The sequence below is a fragment of the Bifidobacterium sp. W8112 genome (assembly GCF_016101425.1).
GTDB classification, from domain to species: Bacteria; Actinomycetota; Actinomycetes; order Actinomycetales; family Bifidobacteriaceae; genus Bombiscardovia; species Bombiscardovia apousia.
This window is the reverse complement of sequence record NZ_JACFQN010000001.1, coordinates 647,820-667,502: the sequence shown is the minus strand read 5'-3', so window position 1 is coordinate 667,502 and position 19,683 is coordinate 647,820. Positions and strand designations below refer to the sequence as shown.

At 60.1% G+C, this 19,683-nt stretch carries 12 protein-coding genes and 1 CRISPR repeat array (1 of these 13 cut by a window edge); all 12 genes read left to right on the top strand.

Annotation, left to right across the window (positions count from 1 at the left end; translation table 11 throughout):
* Positions 1–5,359: direct repeats of the CRISPR family, unit length 32 nt; unit sequence GTCGCTCCCTTCACGGGAGCGTGGATTGAAAT; it reaches 9,961 nt to the left of the window's first position.
* A 406-nt stretch (positions 5,360–5,765) separates the two neighbouring features.
* Positions 5,766–6,044, top strand: a complete 279-nt coding sequence (locus H3T92_RS02830) for a hypothetical protein (RefSeq protein WP_144085010.1) — start codon at positions 5,766–5,768, stop codon at positions 6,042–6,044.
* Between the two features lie 256 nt (positions 6,045–6,300).
* Positions 6,301–6,567: a hypothetical protein gene (locus tag H3T92_RS02825; RefSeq protein WP_232341837.1), complete on the top strand. Its 267-nt coding sequence runs from the start codon at positions 6,301–6,303 to the stop codon at positions 6,565–6,567.
* 486 nt (positions 6,568–7,053) lie between these two features.
* Positions 7,054–7,770 (top strand): hypothetical protein, encoded by a 717-nt coding sequence (locus H3T92_RS02820; RefSeq protein WP_144085012.1) that lies wholly within the window; start codon positions 7,054–7,056, stop codon positions 7,768–7,770.
* Positions 7,771–7,935: 165 nt separating this feature from the next.
* Positions 7,936–8,205 (top strand): 30S ribosomal protein S15, encoded by a 270-nt coding sequence (gene rpsO / locus H3T92_RS02815; protein WP_024626835.1) that lies wholly within the window; start codon positions 7,936–7,938, stop codon positions 8,203–8,205.
* Positions 8,206–8,455: 250 nt separating this feature from the next.
* The gene (locus H3T92_RS02810) at positions 8,456–11,245 is read left to right on the top strand and encodes a polyribonucleotide nucleotidyltransferase (RefSeq protein WP_198189365.1); all 2,790 of its coding nucleotides are present in this window, start codon (positions 8,456–8,458) and stop codon (positions 11,243–11,245) included.
* An 81-nt stretch (positions 11,246–11,326) separates the two neighbouring features.
* Positions 11,327–11,911, top strand: coding sequence for a LemA family protein (locus H3T92_RS02805; RefSeq protein ID WP_144085014.1), 585 nt, complete (start codon positions 11,327–11,329; stop codon positions 11,909–11,911).
* 101 nt (positions 11,912–12,012) lie between these two features.
* Entirely contained in the window at positions 12,013–14,160 is a 2,148-nt protein-coding gene (locus tag H3T92_RS02800; RefSeq protein WP_198189364.1) for a DUF2207 family protein, read from the top strand.
* A gap of 78 nt (positions 14,161–14,238) precedes the next feature.
* Positions 14,239–15,120 (top strand): aldo/keto reductase, encoded by an 882-nt coding sequence (locus H3T92_RS02795; protein WP_198189363.1) that lies wholly within the window; start codon positions 14,239–14,241, stop codon positions 15,118–15,120.
* Positions 15,117–16,097 (top strand): polyphenol oxidase family protein, encoded by a 981-nt coding sequence (locus H3T92_RS02790; protein ID WP_232341836.1) that lies wholly within the window; start codon positions 15,117–15,119, stop codon positions 16,095–16,097. Before H3T92_RS02795 ends, H3T92_RS02790 begins: the two co-directional genes overlap by 4 nt.
* A 119-nt stretch (positions 16,098–16,216) precedes the next feature.
* Complete coding sequence (locus tag H3T92_RS02785) at positions 16,217–17,008, top strand: IspD/TarI family cytidylyltransferase (RefSeq protein ID WP_198189362.1); 792 nt, start codon at positions 16,217–16,219, stop codon at positions 17,006–17,008.
* A 22-nt stretch (positions 17,009–17,030) separates the two neighbouring features.
* Entirely contained in the window at positions 17,031–17,750 is a 720-nt protein-coding gene (locus H3T92_RS02780; RefSeq protein ID WP_198189361.1) for a pyroglutamyl-peptidase I, read from the top strand.
* A gap of 144 nt (positions 17,751–17,894) precedes the next feature.
* Positions 17,895–19,625, top strand: coding sequence for a cell division protein (locus H3T92_RS02775; RefSeq protein WP_198189360.1), 1,731 nt, complete (start codon positions 17,895–17,897; stop codon positions 19,623–19,625).
* Positions 19,626–19,683: the final 58 nt, after the last annotated feature.

Here is a 19,683-nt window from a genome sequence, read left to right as displayed (position 1 = left end):
GCGTGGATTGAAATATATATTACTATCAAAATCGATAAGTGCAATATGGTCGCTCCCTTCACGGGAGCGTGGATTGAAATAGCACCTGGGCCAGCACGGGCACTATGGGGACTCTGGTCGCTCCCTTCACGGGAGCGTGGATTGAAATGCCGAGGTGGGCGGCGCTGAAGCGACCCTGACATGTCGCTCCCTTCACGGGAGCGTGGATTGAAATTGGATCGCTCGCCTTTGCTGGTGTCCCGCAGGCAGGGTCGCTCCCTTCACGGGAGCGTGGATTGAAATATCCGCTGCTCTTTGACCCGATCCTGGACGCTGGTCGCTCCCTTCACGGGAGCGTGGATTGAAATTCATTATCATCATTGGTCACGCCACCAATGAGCAGTCGCTCCCTTCACGGGAGCGTGGATTGAAATCGGGTAAACCTGGCTCGTGACCTGCGCATGATCCGTCGCTCCCTTCACGGGAGCGTGGATTGAAATGTCTACGAGGGCCTGATGAAGGCCTATGGGAACGTCGCTCCCTTCACGGGAGCGTGGATTGAAATCCATAGACATGGTAGAAGACATCATCCCGGGTCCGTCGCTCCCTTCACGGGAGCGTGGATTGAAATTTGAACCAGTCCGGTTCATCCATTGTGTTATTCGTCGCTCCCTTCACGGGAGCGTGGATTGAAATCCACTCCTCGGGGCTGATGATACTGCCGGTCTTGGGTCGCTCCCTTCACGGGAGCGTGGATTGAAATATCATCAACGCCAGCAATCGGACGGAACTGGACGGTCGCTCCCTTCACGGGAGCGTGGATTGAAATGCTCAGATTAAGTGTCTTGTTTGTCATGATATATGTCGCTCCCTTCACGGGAGCGTGGATTGAAATTCGGCAACGTGCGCGTGCCTTACGCCCGATACCGGTCGCTCCCTTCACGGGAGCGTGGATTGAAATTATAATCCTCTTCAGACTCTTCCGAATCGTCAGAGTCGCTCCCTTCACGGGAGCGTGGATTGAAATGGGGATATGACCGCCGACAACGTGGTCCTCTCTCGTCGCTCCCTTCACGGGAGCGTGGATTGAAATAATCCCATGAATTGCAGTGGTTCATTGTCTGCAAGTCGCTCCCTTCACGGGAGCGTGGATTGAAATCCAGGGCAGGCAGCACGGTGCCCACCAGCCAGGGTCGCTCCCTTCACGGGAGCGTGGATTGAAATGACAAGGTTCCGGTATCTGTCGCTGACCGACATGGTCGCTCCCTTCACGGGAGCGTGGATTGAAATAACCGGCAGACCCTGGTGGCTGACCAGCTGCTGGTGTCGCTCCCTTCACGGGAGCGTGGATTGAAATTTTTCGCGCTCACCGTGCACGTTGGTGCCGTAGATGTCGCTCCCTTCACGGGAGCGTGGATTGAAATTTAGGCATGAAAAAGGGAAGCCACACACAGCCAAGGTCGCTCCCTTCACGGGAGCGTGGATTGAAATTGGAGTACCGACAACGGCACAATCCGCGAGTATGAGTCGCTCCCTTCACGGGAGCGTGGATTGAAATCTTCTGGTGTCGTGGTCATGCTGAGCAGAATGGCGTCGCCCCCTTCACGGGAGCGTGGATTGAAATGCTATCTCATGGAATTCATCGTCTGAATGCATATGTCGCTCCCTTCACGGGAGCGTGGATTGAAATATCAATGGCGATAAGTACGGTGCTGTGGTAGGGTCGCTCCCTTCACGGGAGCGTGGATTGAAATCCAAGCCTGAAACCACGTATGCCCTTGCGAATACGTCGCTCCCTTCACGGGAGCGTGGATTGAAATTGATTGAGCGCCAAAATGCACCTCCACGGTTATCGTCGCTCCCTTCACGGGAGCGTGGATTGAAATACGGAATGCGGGTCGAGGATGAAGTCCACCCGCACGTCGCTCCCTTCACGGGAGCGTGGATTGAAATCAGCCGCCGTCGTGCAGCCACTTGCTGGCGGTGGTCGCTCCCTTCACGGGAGCGTGGATTGAAATGAGACGGAAGGGAATCCATATAAGAAATTCGGCGGGTCGCTCCCTTCACGGGAGCGTGGATTGAAATGCCATATCCATAGCGACCGCTCTCATGCCAATGAGTCGCTCCCTTCACGGGAGCGTGGATTGAAATCCGGGAACTGCACAGCAACGAATGGAATGACGAAGTCGCTCCCTTCACGGGAGCGTGGATTGAAATATGACGCATGTGGAGGGCACGCGTCTGGAGCACGGGTCGCTCCCTTCACGGGAGCGTGGATTGAAATAACAATGACGACATTGTTGAGTTTTCCGCTGTTGGTCGCTCCCTTCACGGGAGCGTGGATTGAAATTTCATGCACCGTGTCAACATCGACCAACCGACAGGTCGCTCCCTTCACGGGAGCGTGGATTGAAATTGGCTTTGCATAGGAGGGAAAGGCCTCTACTGCGAGTCGCTCCCTTCACGGGAGCGTGGATTGAAATGTAGACAACAATCTGGGATGGCTGCGCAAGGCCAGTCGCTCCCTTCACGGGAGCGTGGATTGAAATAGTCTAATATAACTAAATTCCAACAAGTCGCTCGTCGCTCCCTTCACGGGAGCGTGGATTGAAATACATGGGATACGTCCATTCCCGCATTCTTGCCAGGTCGCTCCCTTCACGGGAGCGTGGATTGAAATACCTGACCGTGCCGATTCGCCGGATTGCGAGAAGTCGCTCCCTTCACGGGAGCGTGGATTGAAATAGGCTCTCGATGCCCCCCATAAGACACCAGCAATCGTCGCTCCCTTCACGGGAGCGTGGATTGAAATGCCGACTCCTACGCGGCCATCATGCGGGCCCTGGTCGCTCCCTTCACGGGAGCGTGGATTGAAATTACGAATTTGAAGAAGCAGCCCAGGACTATGTGAGGTCGCTCCCTTCACGGGAGCGTGGATTGAAATTTTTCGGGCCAGATGTGCTGGGCGGCCTCATGAGTCGCTCCCTTCACGGGAGCGTGGATTGAAATTCTCTCGATTCAATCCAGGCGGCATGGCGCTTCTGTCGCTCCCTTCACGGGAGCGTGGATTGAAATTGCCAGCAGGCATGACCGGCTTCTACGACGAAGGTCGCTCCCTTCACGGGAGCGTGGATTGAAATCGACAGGACAGGTGACCAACCACTATGAGAACAAATGTCGCTCCCTTCACGGGAGCGTGGATTGAAATCTTGACAAGAAAGAGATGGGGGTGGCCGCATGAGGTCGCTCCCTTCACGGGAGCGTGGATTGAAATGACGATTTCGCCAACTACTTGTGGCAGCACCCGAGTCGCTCCCTTCACGGGAGCGTGGATTGAAATTCCCGTCTTGTCCAGCATCCATCCAGCCATCCGGGTCGCTCCCTTCACGGGAGCGTGGATTGAAATAGCAGGCCAACGCCCACAGGGCGGCGGCTACAGCGGTCGCTCCCTTCACGGGAGCGTGGATTGAAATGCTTGCTGGCATCAGTACTCCAATCCTGTCTGCGTCGCTCCCTTCATGGGAGCGTGGATTGAAATACCAGCATGGATCAGCTGGGCGAGTGGCGCAAGGGTCGCTCCCTTCACGGGAGCGTGGATTGAAATGTGAAAGCCGGGGGACGCTCCACGCGGGTGGACGTCGCTCCCTTCACGGGAGCGTGGATTGAAATCGGTCTCGCGGTGTGCAAATACATATGTTGAGAGTCGCTCCCTTCACGGGAGCGTGGATTGAAATACTTCCTGGGTGCAGACATCCTGGCAGAACGTTGGTCGCTCCCTTCACGGGAGCGTGGATTGAAATCAGAAACTATCGACTATGCCGCTGATGGCGTTCGTCGCTCCCTTCACGGGAGCGTGGATTGAAATCTGGAAGTCGGCAATGGCTACTTTGACCTTAGTGGTCGCTCCCTTCACGGGAGCGTGGATTGAAATCCCGCAGAGCGTGGCCCTGCTGCGCAATGCTGGCGTCGCTCCCTTCACGGGGGCGTGGATTGAAATCGGAGAGATCGCGCCATCGACTCAAAGGCCAGGTGTCGCTCCCTTCACGGGGGCGTGGATTGAAATGGGGGAGTCGGACGGCACGGCAAGACCCAGCCTAGTCGCTCCCTTCACGGGAGCGTGGATTGAAATATGCCCGATAAGGGCGGAAAGGAGGTCGTCATGGGTCGCTCCCTTCACGGGAGCGTGGATTGAAATTTGGATAACCTGCGTGGCTCCCGTCCAGGTCGGGTCGCTCCCTTCACGGGAGCGTGGATTGAAATCTGTTTCAACTGTGCCATATCGCTCCTATCAGAGGTCGCTCCCTTCACGGGAGCGTGGATTGAAATAATGGTGGGCAGGGTGATAAGCCCTGCCCGGTTTGTCGCTCCCTTCACGGGAGCGTGGATTGAAATCCACTCGTTTAGCTGGGCTATGGTCATGCGGGAGGTCGCTCCCTTCACGGGAGCGTGGATTGAAATCACACGTCCATCCGACCATTTGGCCCAATTCCAAGTCGCTCCCTTCACGGGAGCGTGGATTGAAATATACCGGCTGAGTCCTGCCTGCTGCTCCTGGTCTGTCGCTCCCTTCACGGGAGCGTGGATTGAAATCTGCAATGACGTGGCTGACGTGACGGGCGCCGCAGGTCGCTCCCTTCACGGGAGCGTGGATTGAAATAGGACTGACTTGGCCCAGCCTACGATGTTGCTGCGTCGCTCCCTTCACGGGAGCGTGGATTGAAATCACTAAGGAAGGGTGGATTTTCAAGGACAAGATGTCGCTCCCTTCACGGGAGCGTGGATTGAAATAGAAGGTCCGGTTGACGGTGATCAGGAAGGTGCCCGGTCGCTTCCTTCACGGGGGCGTGGATTGAAATCGCGAGGACACGGCGGACGGCACCACCACGCACGTCGCTCCCTTCACGGGAGCGTGGATTGAAATAACGAGGAGCTGCGAGCCGACGCGACCCTGCAGGTCGCTCCCTTCACGGGAGCGTGGATTGAAATGACACGATCCATCTCCAGCCGGGACTGCCGCAGGTCGCTCCCTTCACGGGAGCGTGGATTGAAATACCGACGAGGAGAACACGCAGATCCTCGACCTGGTCGCTCCCTTCACGGGAGCGTGGATTGAAATCGCATCTTTGCGGCCTGGTCGTCCCAGCCGGCTAGTCGCTCCCTTCACGGGAGCGTGGATTGAAATCAGGCGCACACGCTGGTCTGTGACTGGCCGGACTGTCGCTCCCTTCACGGGAGCGTGGATTGAAATCTCAACTACAACTACAACGGCAATAGATTCAACGGTCGCTCCCTTCACGGGAGCGTGGATTGAAATTGCAAAGGCAGGCGGCTCTGGTCTCCAACACTCGGTCGCTCCCTTCGTGGGAGCGTGGATTAGGAATGCCACTACGTATGGTTTTCTGCCTGCGGTATGTACCCCCCCCCCCCTAGAAGCCTGAATTGGCAAACCGATTATGCTGCTCTGAATCAACCAGACAACACTGTCTTTTAGCGGGAACATGTATTAAAACTGTTCTTTCCTCAGAACTCTGTTAAGAATTGTATTCCTTCTAAACATGAGTATGAGTTGCTGCTCCGGTATAGTGTCAATCTTTTTATGCCATTCTCTTGTTCCTAGCTGCAAGAGTGCTGTGCTCCCGGCATTCGCGAGAATGATCCCAAGCAGTGACCGGGTCTTTTCGTAGTATAGAAATACTACTGGCCCTCCCTGCAGATGCGGGGACAATCCTGCAGGGGAATCGGAAGGATGCCCGCATGTTCGCAAAGTTGAGAGGAGATGAATAGCTGTGGACGAGGATTTCATGAGAAAAATGGCATCCAAGGATAAGGCCTGTACCACTTATGACCTTATTCCCCAAAAGAGGATTGATGACTATACGTCAAAGTATCCCATTACTGATGACATGGATGATGCAGAGCGCAGAGTCTGGGATTCGTTGGATGATGAGGACAGGCAAATGATCCAGTCGGATCGTACATACTATGGGACAAACTATGGTGCTGGCTTCGGCGGCGACACCAAGGTGAGTTTCTACGATGTCCTCGGCATCAGGCAGTTCGACTGATTCATCCCCGGATTCCTGTATGCTGTTGTAATCAGCAAGAGAATCGCCACGGGAGCGCTGGGGGAGAGTCCATAACCGCTTCATAGTTCTTACATGAGTGTTTGATTCTCTGGGGATGGTCCAGCCGTCTGTTCGGCCAAAAATGAGAATGCTCTGTGTCCCCAGCAGGCGCGGGGATGATCCTGTGGGACATCGGATGGATGCCCTGCAGGTTCGCAAAGATAAGAGGAGATGAATGGCCATGGATGAGGATTTCATGAGAGACATGGCAACCAAGGATAAGGCCTGCACCACTCATCACAACATCCCCCAGGATCTGATCGACAGTTATGCGTCTAGGCATCCCATCACTGAGAAAATGGATGAAGCCGAGCGGCGGGTCTGGGATTCGTTGGATGATGAGGACAGGAGAATGATCCAGTCGGATCGCGTCTACTACGGTACAAATTACGGTACAGGCTGCGGTCCCGGTGACGAGTATGTGAGTTTCCGTGATGTCATCGGCATCAGGCAGTTCGACTGATTCACCCACCAAGCTCCGCAGGCCGTTGCAATCAGTAAAAATCGCTATTGGAGCGCCGGGGAAAATCCATAACCGCTTCTTAGTCCGTACATGAGTGTTTGATCCTCTCCAGCCGGAGTAATCGCATTGGTGTGCCCTGATTGAGGGTTTGTCTGCTTTGCAGATGACTAGCACGGTGTTTGAATACGGATTGTCATGGTTTTCAGATGTGCATGATCGGCTGGTCAGAAGACGCGGCCCGGGTGCTCATCGGATACGTGGGGGATGAGTCTGGGTCTGCAGCATTTTCGGTCGCAGAGATCAGGTGTTCCTCGCTTCTGCGTGGGTGAGCCGTGTCGCTGTCAGAACGACTCCATTTATCTGCTATTGCCTGGATGCCGAGTGCCAGTGAATTGACCTTTTGCATTCTTGGGCGCGGGTGCGCTGCCCGGTATAAGCTTGTAGGCGATGTGTCCACGAGCAGCGGACTTGGAGGTGTGGTCGCCGATGGAGCAATTCGACGATGCAGATGGCGCGGAATCCGGCAGAAGCGATGCAACGGATTCCGCAGTCGTGCAACCGCATCCAGATGAGGCGACCGCAGTGAACAAGGTTTCGGCTCATCCTGAGGCGACCATTCCGGACTCTGAATACTCTCTGGCTGAGATTGAGCAGCGCCGTGCTCGCCCGGTCCGCTGGGTGGTCTTCGCGTTGGCGGTACTTCTGGCCATCGTCATTCCTTATGGATACGGGCGCTCGCTGGCCATCAACCATACCCAGGGCGTGCTCCACTATGCTTCGGTCCTGGATCCGCGCGGCATAGCCCTGATCGCCTGGACAGTGACCGTGCTGACCTTTATGGGCATCGGCATGTCCATCATCGAGTCATCCTCCTGGTTCTGGCGGGTGGTCTTCGTGCTGGGCCTGGCCGCCGAACAGCTGATCGCCGGCCTCTGCCTGCTCAAGATGAACTTCTGGTACAGCACCTTCGTCGTCTACCAGCATCAGGCTATCCTGGCCAACGCGGCCAATCTGGGCATCATCGCCGCCGGTCTGGGCGTGGCGGTCTTTGCGGTTATCTTTGTGGCCATCCTGGTCTGTGTGCGCAAGGATTCCCCCTGGAACACGCTGACCCACAGCTGGTCGGCCCTCTCCTTATTCTTCATCATCGAGCTGGTGGCCATCGCCATCGTCCTTTTCGGAGGCCTGATCACCGCGGCATGACCTTATTGCCGAGTCCGTCAGGGATGCATGTGTTCCTCCTCCCATTCCCGCCTTCGGTCCCATCGCTGTGTATAATGGACTTTTGGCGTGTTTCGCCCGCGGATCGAGAGCGCTTCAGCATAGGGCTGGTGCACCGCGTAACGGAAGAATGCAAGAGGAGGAGCCGTGGCTCTTACGAGTGAGCAGAAGCAGGCAATCGTCAAGGAATACGCGACCCACGAGGGTGACACCGGTTCCCCCGAGGTCCAGGTGGCTCTGCTGAGCAAGCGCATCTCCGACCTGACCGAGCACCTCAAGCAGCATCAGCACGACCATCATTCGCGTCGTGGCCTGCTGCTCATGGTCGGCCATCGTCGCCGGTTGCTGGATTACCTCAAGAAGGTGGATATCAACCGCTACCGTTCCCTGGTGGAGCGTCTTGGACTGCGCCACTGATACGCATGCTTTCGCCCGGGCCTAGCGCTCGGGCGCTTTTGCATGACTGAACCAGGCACTGTCGACCCCGGGATGGGGTTGCAGAAGATGGTGCCAAGCTGAAATGCAAGGCTGGTCCGCAAGGCATGAAGATGGCCGGACATGGGGTTCGGCAGGGCCAGACCGAAGTAGAAGGATCTCCGGCATTCTATTGATGCCGAGCATCCTGACATCAGGTAGTAAACAAGCAGTAAACAAAAGGAGGAACCCTATGGAGGGTCCCGAAATCACGGCTGTAGAAGCCACGATCGATAACGGATCATATGGCAAGCGCACGGTGCGCTTCGAGACGGGTCGTCTCGCCCAGCAGGCGGATGGGGCAGTAGCCGCCTATCTTGATGACGATTCCATGGTGTTGTCCACCACCACCGCCGGGTCCAGCCCCAAGGAGAACTATGACTTCTTCCCGCTGACCGTCGATGTGGAAGAGAAGATGTACGCCGCAGGCAAGATCCCCGGCTCCTTCTTCCGCCGCGAGGGTCGGCCCTCCAACGAGGCCATCCTGGCCTGCCGGCTGATCGACCGCCCCCTGCGCCCCCTCTTCCCGCACACCCTGCGCAACGAGGTCCAGGTCGTGGAGACCATCCTGGCCGTCAACCCCGAGGATGCCTACGACGTGCTGGCCCTGAACGCGGCTTCCGCCTCCACCCTCATCTCCGGTCTGCCCTTCGAGGGCCCGGTTTCGGGTCTGCGCCTGGCCCTGATCGATGGCCAGTGGGTGGCCTTCCCACGCTGGAGCGAGCGCGAGCGCGCCGTCTTCGAGCTGGTCGTGGCCGGCCGTGTGGTCGAGGGCGGGGATGTCGCCATCGCCATGATCGAGGCAGGCGCCGGCAAGAACGCCTGGAGCCTGATCTATGACGAGGGCCAGATCAAGCCCGACGAAGAGGTGGTCGCCCAGGGTCTTGAGGCCGCCAAGCCCTTCATCAAGGTTCTGTGTGAGGCCCAGAGCGAGCTCAAGGCCAAGGCCGCCAAGCCCACCAAGGACTTCCAGCTCTTCCCCGAGTACACCGACGAGCTCTACGCTCGCATCGACCAGGTGGCCCACGCCGACCTGGACCAGGCCCTCTCCATCGCGGAGAAGCTGCCCCGCCAGGATCGCATCCACGAGATCAAGGAGAAGGTCCGCGAGGCTCTGGCCGACGAGTTCACCGACATGGACGAGGCCGAGAAGGACAAGGAGCTGGGCAACGCTTTCAAAGAGCTGCAGCGCCAGATCGTCCGCCGCCGCATCCTGACCCAGGACTACCGCATCGACGGCCGTGGCCTGCGCGACATCCGCACCCTGTCCGCCGAGGTGGACGTGGTGCCCCGCGTGCATGGCTCCGCTCTCTTCCAGCGCGGCGAGACCCAGGTGCTGGGCGTCACCACCCTGAACATGCTGAAGATGGAGCAGACTATCGATGCTCTGTCCGGCCCCACCACCAAGCGCTACATGCACAACTACGAGATGCCGCCCTATTCGACCGGCGAGACCGGCCGCGTGGGTTCGCCCAAGCGCCGCGAGGTGGGCCATGGCAACCTGGCCGAGCGCGCGCTGATCCCGGTTCTGCCCAGCCGCGAGGAGTTCCCCTACGCCATCCGTCAGGTCTCCGAGGCCATCGGCTCCAACGGGTCCACCTCCATGGGTTCCGTCTGCGCCTCCACCCTGTCCCTGCTGGCTGCCGGCGTGCCTCTGAAGGCCCCTGTGGCGGGCATCGCCATGGGCCTGGTCACAGGCGAGGTCGACGGTCGGCCCACCTACAAGACCCTGACCGACATTCTGGGTGCCGAGGATGCTTTCGGCGACATGGACTTCAAGGTGGCCGGCACCTCCGAATTCATCACCTCCCTGCAGCTGGACACCAAGCTGGACGGCATCCCCGCCGACATCCTGGCCGCCGCGCTGCAGCAGGCCAAGGAAGCCCGGGCCACCATCCTCGACGTGATCAACGAGTGCATCGACGGGCCCGCCGAGATGAGCCCCTATGCGCCGCGCATCATCACCACCCAGGTCCCGGTTGACAAGATCGGCGAGGTCATCGGCCCCAAGGGCAAGATGATCAACCAGATCCAGGAGGATACTGGCGCCGATGTCTCCATCGAGGACGACGGCACGGTCTACATCGCCTCAGAGGGCGGCGAGGCAGCAGCCAAGGCCAAGGAGGTCATCGACCAGATCGCCAATCCGCATGTGCCCGAGGCGGGGGAGACCTTCAATGGCAAGGTGGTCAAGATCACCAGCTTCGGCGCCTTTGTCAACCTGACCCCCGGCACCGACGGACTTCTGCACATCTCGCAGATCCGCAACCTGGCCAACGGCGAGCGCATCGACTCCGTGGAGGACGTCCTCAAGGAGGGCGACACCGTCGAGGTCATCGTGCAGGGTGTGGACGACCGCGGCAAGATCTCTCTGGCCATCCCCGGCTTCGAGGACCAGGAGTCCGCAGGCGGCCGTGATCGCGGTGATCGCGGTGGTCGTGGCGGCCGTCGTGACCGTGGTGGCGATCGTCGTGAGCGTGGCGGCCGTGGTGACCGTGATCGTCGTGATCGCCGCAGCCGTTCCTCCGACCGCGAGGATCGGTATGAGGCCCCGCGCCGTTCCCGCTCCGAGCGTGATGATCGCTACTACGACGACGAGGATCAGGAGGATCGTCCCCGGCACCGTCGTCAGAGCCGCGACCGCGACTATGAGGATGGCGGAGACTGGTTCGAGGACGAGGACCGCGGCTCCCGTCGCGATCGTCGTCGGGTCTCCCGCGACGATGACGAGGATCGTGGCGGCCGGGGCCGTGGCGAGCGTCGGGGCCGTGGCAGCCGTGCCGAGCGTGATGACCGCAGTGACCGTGGCGGTCGTCATGAGCGTCGTTCTTCCGGACGTGGCGGCTATCGTGGCCGCAGGGAGAACCCGCGCTATGCGGCCGACGAGCACTACGACGAGTACCGGGCCGACAGGGAGGAGCGTTCCGAGCGTCCCCGTCGCCGGGTGCGCAGGGACTTCGATCCCTTCGACAGTGAGGACTGATTCCTAACTGATGCCGGGACCCCGTTCCATTGGACGGGGTCCCGTTTTTGTCTCCTCTGAATTTAGTGAGAGAATGAGGGCATGTCCGTATCAATGATCGTGCTCATCATCATCGTTTTGCTGGTCGTGTTGCTGGTTATCTGGGGAATCGGTATCTACAACGGTCTGGTCAATCTGCGCAACCGGGTGGCCAATGGCTGGGCTCAGATTGACGTCCAGCTCAAGCAGCGTGCCGACCTGGTGCCCAACCTGGTCCAGACGGTCAAGGGCTACGCCTCACACGAGTCCACCGTCCTGGAGGAGGTGACCAAAGCCCGCGCCGACGTGGCCCAGGCCCAGACGGCTGGCGGGGACCAGATGCAGGCCCGTGCCGATGCCGAGCAGCGGCTGGGCCAATCCCTGGTCACTCTGATGGCTCGGGCGGAGGCCTACCCTGAGCTCAAGGCCAACCAGAACTTCCTGGACTTGCAGCGTCAGCTCAAGGACCTGGAGGACAAGATCGCCTACGCCAGGCAGTTCTACAATGATGTGGTTCAGAAGTTCAACACCCGCATCGAGACGGTCCCCTCAAACATCATCGCATCCCTTTTCCACTTCCGTCAGGCCCAGTATTTCCAGGCTGACGAGGGTAGCCGCCAGGCGCCCGTAGTGGACTTCGGACAGTGAACGCCCCAGTGGCCTCCTCTGGAAAACCGGTCTCAGGCCATCCCTCCTGGAGCACTTCCCGCTTTTTCCGAGCCTTGGCACTGGCTTTGGTGGCAGCCTTGGTGACGTCCATAGTCGCTGCTCTGCTTATCTTCAACAAGAATTGGCCGGATCTGGTATACGATTCAGTGGACTATGATGTCCAGGTCCTGGATAACGGCGATTTGCGCATCAGTCAGAACCTGACCGTAACCATGAACTCCCGTGAGGACGACAACGGCGATAAACGTCCTTGGAGGGAGCTCTACCAGCGTTATCAGATCAAGCCTGACCGGCTGACGGGCATCAGTGACATAAGCGTGCGCGACCTGACCAATGGCTCTACATATAGGCAAGCCGATCCGCCGACGGATCCTGATAACCTCGATCAGGTTCCCGACTGGGATAAGACCATGGCTGGCACCTGGTATATGGGCACAGTCTCGGACTCAGGATTGGAATCCTACAAGCCGGGCGACTCGGACCAAGGATCCGCCTGCGGCGCCCAGGGGAACCGGTGTCAGGTGGAGCTGGGTTGGAACATTCCGCAGATTGCCGAGGATTCAGGTCGGCGCTTCCGCATCGACATGACCTTCCACGGTGTCACTACTGCCCATCCCGATGTGGCTGAATTCCAATGGGAGCCCGTGGGCGACACCAACCAGATTTCCGTCGAGCATATGAGCGCTGATGTCAGGCTTCCCAAGCTTATAGGAACAGAGAAGGACAAGGATGCCAAGGCCTGGCTCCATTTCGCTGGCAAGGGTTCCTACCAGGTGGACGATGACAGCAGTATCCACTTTTCAGCTGACCAGATCGGGCCAGGTCAGCATCTGGATTTGGTGGCTCTCTTCGATGCGAAGAGGGTTTCCTCGGTAGTCAGGACCGACTCTCAACCGGCGCGTGACCGCATCATCAAGCAGGAGCGCCAGCAGTATGAGCACTGGCACGCCGAGCAGACCAGATGGGCGCGGATCGGACTTTTGGCTGGAGTACTGACCGTCTTAGCTGCTATCGCGCTGATTGTAGTGATGCTCTGGCAGGCCTTCCGCACCTATGGAGACTCCCAGTACCGAGGCGATATTATCTACTACCGTCAGCCTCCTGATCTGTCACCGGCCGTGGCCGCTGTTATCAACGATTTGATGCTGACCCGAGAATCCCCTATTGGCAGGCAATTGTCAGCCACCATTCTCTCCCTGGCCTCCAAGCGGGCCATCGCTCTGATTCCGGTCAAGTATGAGGACCAGGCGAATTCCGGCGGAGGTTCCCTGACTAAGGTGATGCGCTCGCTGCTCCACAAAGGCAAACGGCAGTCCATGGAGGTGGTCATTAATCCGGTCTGCAGTCAGGATCGAGCCTCCCTGGCCCTGTCCTTAAGCGAGGAAGCCTGCCTGACCATGCTGGAAGGTGCTTCTGCTCTGATGGGCTCCAAGGATGAACGTTTCGACCTGTACGAGATGATTGCTCTCTTCTCCAGTACCGAAGCTCATCATGGCAAGGCCTATCTGGAGGCTTTCGACAAGGCCGTCAAGTATGAGACCAACAATGCTGACCTGCGTGCCTATCGTCATGGTATAGAGGTCTTGCCCTTCCTGGCCGTGCTCTTGGCCGCTTTCATCCTGCTGGCTGGATTCCTGCCGGGCACCGTGCTGGTACGTGCGCCATTGGCCGTGCTTCTGGTGGCTGTTGCAGCATTCTCCATTCGTTATGGTAGTTCGCAAGTGCTCAGCAGGAATGGACAGCTCATGGCTGGTCAGGTGTCAGGGCTTCGGCGCTATCTGCTGGACTTCAGCGATTTTAGCCACCGGGGCGTGGAGGACCTGGTGCTCTGGGACCGCTACCTGGTTTACGCTGCGGCCTTCGGTATAAGTGACCGGGTTGTCGCTCAGCTGGCACAGGCCAGCCCTGAACTGACCGACTTCGACTGGCTGAATAATAATGCGCGCGGGAGCCTGCTCTACTGTACCTTCCTGCCTTACAGCCAGAATGTTCCGGTGGCTTCCTCCGAGGGTAGCCCTGAAACATTGGCTGCAAATTCAATGCTTGGCCAAGGCGGGGTGGTTGATCTGGGTACTCAGTTGACCCAGGGACTCGAACAGATCGGCGGCCTGATCGGCCAGGCCAGCGGCAACAGTTCCGGCAGTGGTATTGGTGGGTTTGGCTCCGGTGGTGGTTCCTTCGGCGGCTCCGGTGGCGGCTCCGGTGGTGGTTCCTTCGGCGGTCGTTGATACTGGGCCACAAGCTAAGCTCGATAGGAAGCCGGCGGCATTGAAGCCGGCATCAATCTACAAGACGGGAGTACATCCATGACATCGTCGATGCGGGCCTTGGGGCCCTTTACTACGACAGCGGTCGGACTGGGTTGCATGGGATTGTCCATCGAGGGCAAGCCGGACCAGGCAACGGCCATCGACGTCATCCATCAGGCCCTGGATGCCGGTTGCCGACATCTGGATACCGCCTGGTCATATTACGAATCGGGCGGCCCCGAACAGACCAACGAGCGGCTGGTTCGCCAGGCTTTGGACTCCTGGCAGGGACCTCGTCAGGACGTGCTGGTGGCCACCAAGGTTGGGCACTACCGCAACTTCACTGACGGACGGCCCACCTGGGCTGTGGACGGTCGGCCGGAGAGCCTGATCCGGCACGCCAAGGAGTCCGCTCAGGCCTTGGGCGTGGACACCATCGATCTGCTCTATATGCACCGTCCTGACCCGCAGGTGCCCTACCAGGAGTCGCTGGAGGCCATGGCTGAACTGGCCAAGCAGGGCGTGGCCCGGACCCTGGGCGTCTCCAACGTAGACATCGAGCGGATGGACCTGGCTCGCAAGATTCTGGGCGATGACCTTGTGGCCGTGCAGAATCAGTTCTCGCCCACCTTCACCAGCTCCCGCCAGGAGTTGGACCATGCGGCCGAACTGGGTCTGGCCTTCGTCTGCTGGAGCCCCCTGGGAGGCTTCCGAGCGCCCAAGGACGAAACCCGTTATGATGCCTTCCGGCAGGTGGCTCAGGAGCGCGGGGTCTCCCACCAGCGCGTGGTCCTGGCCTGGGAACTGTCCCAGAACCGCAACGTCTTTGTGGTTCCCGGGGCTCACAGAGCGGCCACCATTCTGGATTCCCTACAGGCGGCTGACATGGAACTGAGCGAGGACGAGATGGACCGCCTGAACCGGGCGGCGACTGCATGAGTCCCAAGTCTGAACCAAGAGAGCAGGGCACCCAGAGCGCTCAGGGCCAAGCCTGGGATCGGGAAAGGACCCTACTGGACAGCAGTTCCCTGCCGTCACTGGACGATCAAGGCCGGCCGATCCCAGTCACCATTCCCATAGCCTTAGCGCCTGGGATCAAAGTGGTCTACACCACCAGGCTGGGCGGTGTCTCCTCGGGCGATTATGCCCAGCTGAATCTCGGCGGCAAGGGGGGCGACGACCCACAGGCGGTGGCTGCCAACCGTCAGGCCCTGGGCCGCCAGCTGGACCGTCCCATGGTCCTGGTGGACCAGGTTCACTCAGCCCGGGTCTGGGATGCCGACCAGGGTCAGCCCCAGGGACGCTGCGAGGCTGATGCCCAGGTGACCACCCGTAGTGACCTGGCCCTGGGCATCTTCGCCGCCGATTGCCTCCCCGTGCTGCTGGCCGACCCCCAGGCCGGCGTGATGGGGGCGGCGCATTGCGGTCGTCGTGGTCTGGTGGCCGGTGTCATTCCAGCCACAGTCCAGGCCATGGCCGACAAGGGCGCCGACCCGTCCAGGATCGTGGCAACGCTGGGGCCTCGGATCTGCGCAGACTGCTATCAGGTGTGTTCGAACCTGGCTGATGACTTCGAGAAGCGTTTCCCCGGCGCATCCGGACCATGCCGATTCGGCGGAATCGCCATCGACATCGCCGCTGCAGCCAGGATGGAACTGAAGGCGGCCGGAGTGACCCGCATCGTGGACTCTGCCCCCCGGGTCGGTGCCGCCACCAGCTACCTTTGCCAGGATCCGGATCTGGAAGAGCTCTGCAGCCATGACAGTGAGGGTCCCTCCCTGTCGAGGCGTCTGGAGGATCTGCGCCGACCCTTGTGCACGCTGGAGAATCCGCTCTGGTACTCCCACCGCCGGGCCTCGCTGGCCAGCAAGGCGGGGGAGGGGCGCATGCTGGCCCTTATCCTGGCCGACGACTGATGCAGTATGTTGATTGATCCGGCTTCCGGCAGCTGGAGCAGGCCTCGGGTGCAGATGTTCGGTGCAGATAGCGCCGGGTCTGCGCCCCTTCCTGTCCCCGCGTGAGTACCGTTGAGTCTATGAGTGAGAGCAGAGCATCAGCAGCCCCGTCCGAGGTCAGTCAGGATAACGCAGAGCCGGAGGAGCAGATTCAGCCAGTTGTGGCGGTGATTCTGGCAGCCGGGCTGGGCCTTCGGTTTGACGAGAGCAACCCCAAGCAGCTGGTGCAGGTGGGCGGCAAACCCATCATCGCCTGGTCAATTGATGCCTTCCAGTTCAATGCCCGGGTCACCGACATTCTGGTCGTGGTCAACGATCGGGTGCGGGAGGCTGTCGAGGCCATCGTGGGCGATGACACCTACGACAAGGTCCGCACGGTCATCCAGGGCGGCATCGAGCGCATGGACAGCACCGAGGCGGCCCTGCAGACCCTGGCCGAAGCGGAGATCCCCCAGGACGCCAAGCTGCTCATCCACGATGCCGTACGCCCCTTCGTCAGCCAGGAGTCCATCAATGGCTGCATCGATGCCCTGGATACCTTCAACGCCGCAACCGTGGCCGTGGCCTCGACCGACACCATGCTGATGGCCGGCGACCTGGGCGAGCGCAAGGTGGTGCGCCAGGTGCCCGACCGAGACAACATGTTCCGGGCCCAGACCCCGCAGGCCTTCCGCTTCGGCACCCTCCGCAAGGCCTACGACCTGGCCGCCGCAGACCCCGACTTCCATCCCACTGACGACACCCGGGTGGTGGTGGATCGCCTGCCCGAGGAGCCGGTGGCCATCGTGGCCGGCAGTGTGACCAACATGAAGATCACCCTGCCCTCGGACGTGCCCATGGCTGAATGGATAGCGCACTCCCTGGCCGGGTGAAGCCCTGTGTACCATGGGGCACATGGAGCAGATCAAGGTCATCGTCGCCGGATACGATCATTACGAGGGTGTTGATGTCAACCCCTCCTATCAGGTCTCACAGGCTCTGGCCGAGCATGGCATGGAAGGCATGCGGCCAGTCGGCCCCACCGAAGAGGATCCCTTGGAGGGCGTGGATCTGGCTATTTCCTCCGTCACCATGCCTGTCAGCTTCGCCAAGGCCTGGCCCATCCTGCATGAGGCCATAGAGCGCGTGCGCCCTGATATCATCATCGCCACAGGGCTCAAGCGTCGGGCTCGCGGCATCGCCATGGAGCGCTGCGCCGTCAACCTCAAGGAGGACGACGCTGACGACCGTGAAAATCTTGGGGAGCAGGAGTCTCGAGATGCGGTCCGTCATGCCAGCCGCCAGCCCATCGACCCCCAGGGCCCAGCCGCCTACTGGACCCGACTGCCGCTGAGGGCCATCCTGCATGACTTCGGCACCTGCGGCATTCCTGCCACCCTGAGCTCGGACGCAGGCACCTATGTCTGCAACGCGCTCTTCTACAACCTGCTGGCATGGGCTGCAGGACACAAGGATGTCCTGGCCGGGTTCGTCAGCCTTCCCCTGGTCAACGAAAGCGGCGGTCAGGAGTGCGGCCTGCCCCTGGATCAGCAGATACAGGCTGTGCGCGAGGTGGTCAATGAGACCATTCGCTACTACCGCAGGCCCTCCTCCAGTCCCATTCTTATCGCCTGAGACCCGTATGTAAGGCCAATGTGTCGGCGGCAGGTCAGACGGCGACTTTCGGCCGGTCATGGGGTAGAGTCGAGGTAAATCCACCGGACCGAAGACATTTCTGTCACGGGCCGGCATGTCCTGGTGGCGAAGAGGAGTGTTTCCATGGCCGAAGATCAGTTTCCCGTTGTCCTGCGAGGCTATGACAAGGAGCGGGTCGACCAGGCCTTGGCGGCCTCGCGGAGCAATCTGGCCCGGTTGCGTCAGCAGATCAAGGCCGATGACGATCGCATTCTGAAGCTGGAGGCGGAACTCCAGGAGGCCAAGTCCCGTAAGCCCGAACAGCCGCGCAACTCCTTTGCTTCACTGGGAGCCAACGCCCAGCAATTGCTGGCCTCGGCCGAGCAGACCAGCACCGAGCTGCTCAACCGCGCCAAGCAGGATGCGGCATCCACCAAGACCTCCGCCCAGGAGAAGGCGACGACCCTGGTCAACGAGGCTCGGCTTGAAGCCAAACACATTGTGGACGAGGCCAACGCCAAAGCCAAGTCCATTGTTGAGGCCGCCAACGACGAAGCCAGGACCGTCACCACCACCGCCAAGCAGCAGAGCGAACAGAGCAAGTCAGCGGCGGATAAGGTGGTAGCCGAACGTCGACAGGCCTTGGATCTGGAGCTGCAAAACTCCCGCGAGGAGCATGAGAAGCGGCTGGCCACCAGCAAGGCCACCCAGGACAGGGAGCTGTCCGAGCAGAAGGCCAAGGCCGCCAAGGAGATTGCCGACAAGCGGCGCAAGAACGACGAGGAGATCGCCAAGCTCAAGAAAGAGGCCAACGATCAGATTCAGAAGGCCCTGGCCGAGGCCAACAAGAAGCTGGCCGACGTGCGCGAGCAGGTCTCCAAGAGCCTGAATGACGCCCGGAGGCAGGCTTCGGAGATCACCGACAAAGCCAAGTCCGAGGCCCAGCAGATCGTGGACGAGTCCAAGGTCACCAGCGCCGAGACCATGGCCAAGGTCAACGCCGAGGCCGAGCAGGTCCGTTCCGACATCGCCGCCCAGCAGGAGGATGCCACCAAGAAGGTGGGCGAGCTGCTCAAGAGCCTGGAGGATCGGCGGGTCAAGACCGAGAAGGAGACCCAGGAGCTGATTGAACAGGCCAAGGCCACTCGCAAGGATGCCGATTCGTTCGCATCCTTCAAGCGTGAGGAGTCCGAGCGCAAGGCCAACCAGTTGCTGGAGGAGGCCAAGCAGCGCGCCCAGGCCGAAGTCGACGCCCATCGCAAGGCCGCCCAGGCCGAGCTTGACGGGCTCAAGGACCACATCACCAAGCTGCAGCACCGGGAGGCCACCATTACCTCCCGGGTCGACGAGCTGCGGAACATCTTCTCCAAGTCCTTCGGCAACTTCGATGGCTTCCACGATGAGGCTGTGGTCAATGACCAGGACGAGGGACAGGCGCCCAGCGTGCCCGTGGTCAATGCTGTGCCTGCCGCAGATCCGTTGCCGACTCCTGCTGCGTCGGCTCCGGCGGCGTCCTCGAAGGCTGAAGGGGAGGATCAAGCCGTCGAGCAGCCCCTTGCCGACACCCAGGAAGAGGCCCCTCAGACATCAGTCGATCCGGCCCCAGCCAGCCAGCCAGCCGATGGTGTGGCAACTGACTCTGCCGATAATTCCGGGGATGATGTCAGCGCGGCTGCGGCTGTCAGGCCCTCAGCCAATATGCCTACTCAGGTTCTGCCCTCCCCAGCGCCGAGTGCCCTTCCCGATGCCTCCGTCCAGGCCGACGACGCGCCGGCTCAGCGTGAGGACGGACAGGTGGAGAAGGCGGTCACCGATCAGGAAACGACGGTTATTCCGCCCATCAACGACGACGCTGCCCCGACTGATCGGGACTGATCAGCAAAGGACATTTGTTCGTCAGGGCCGGATCGCAGGCATGGTCTGCGATCCGGCC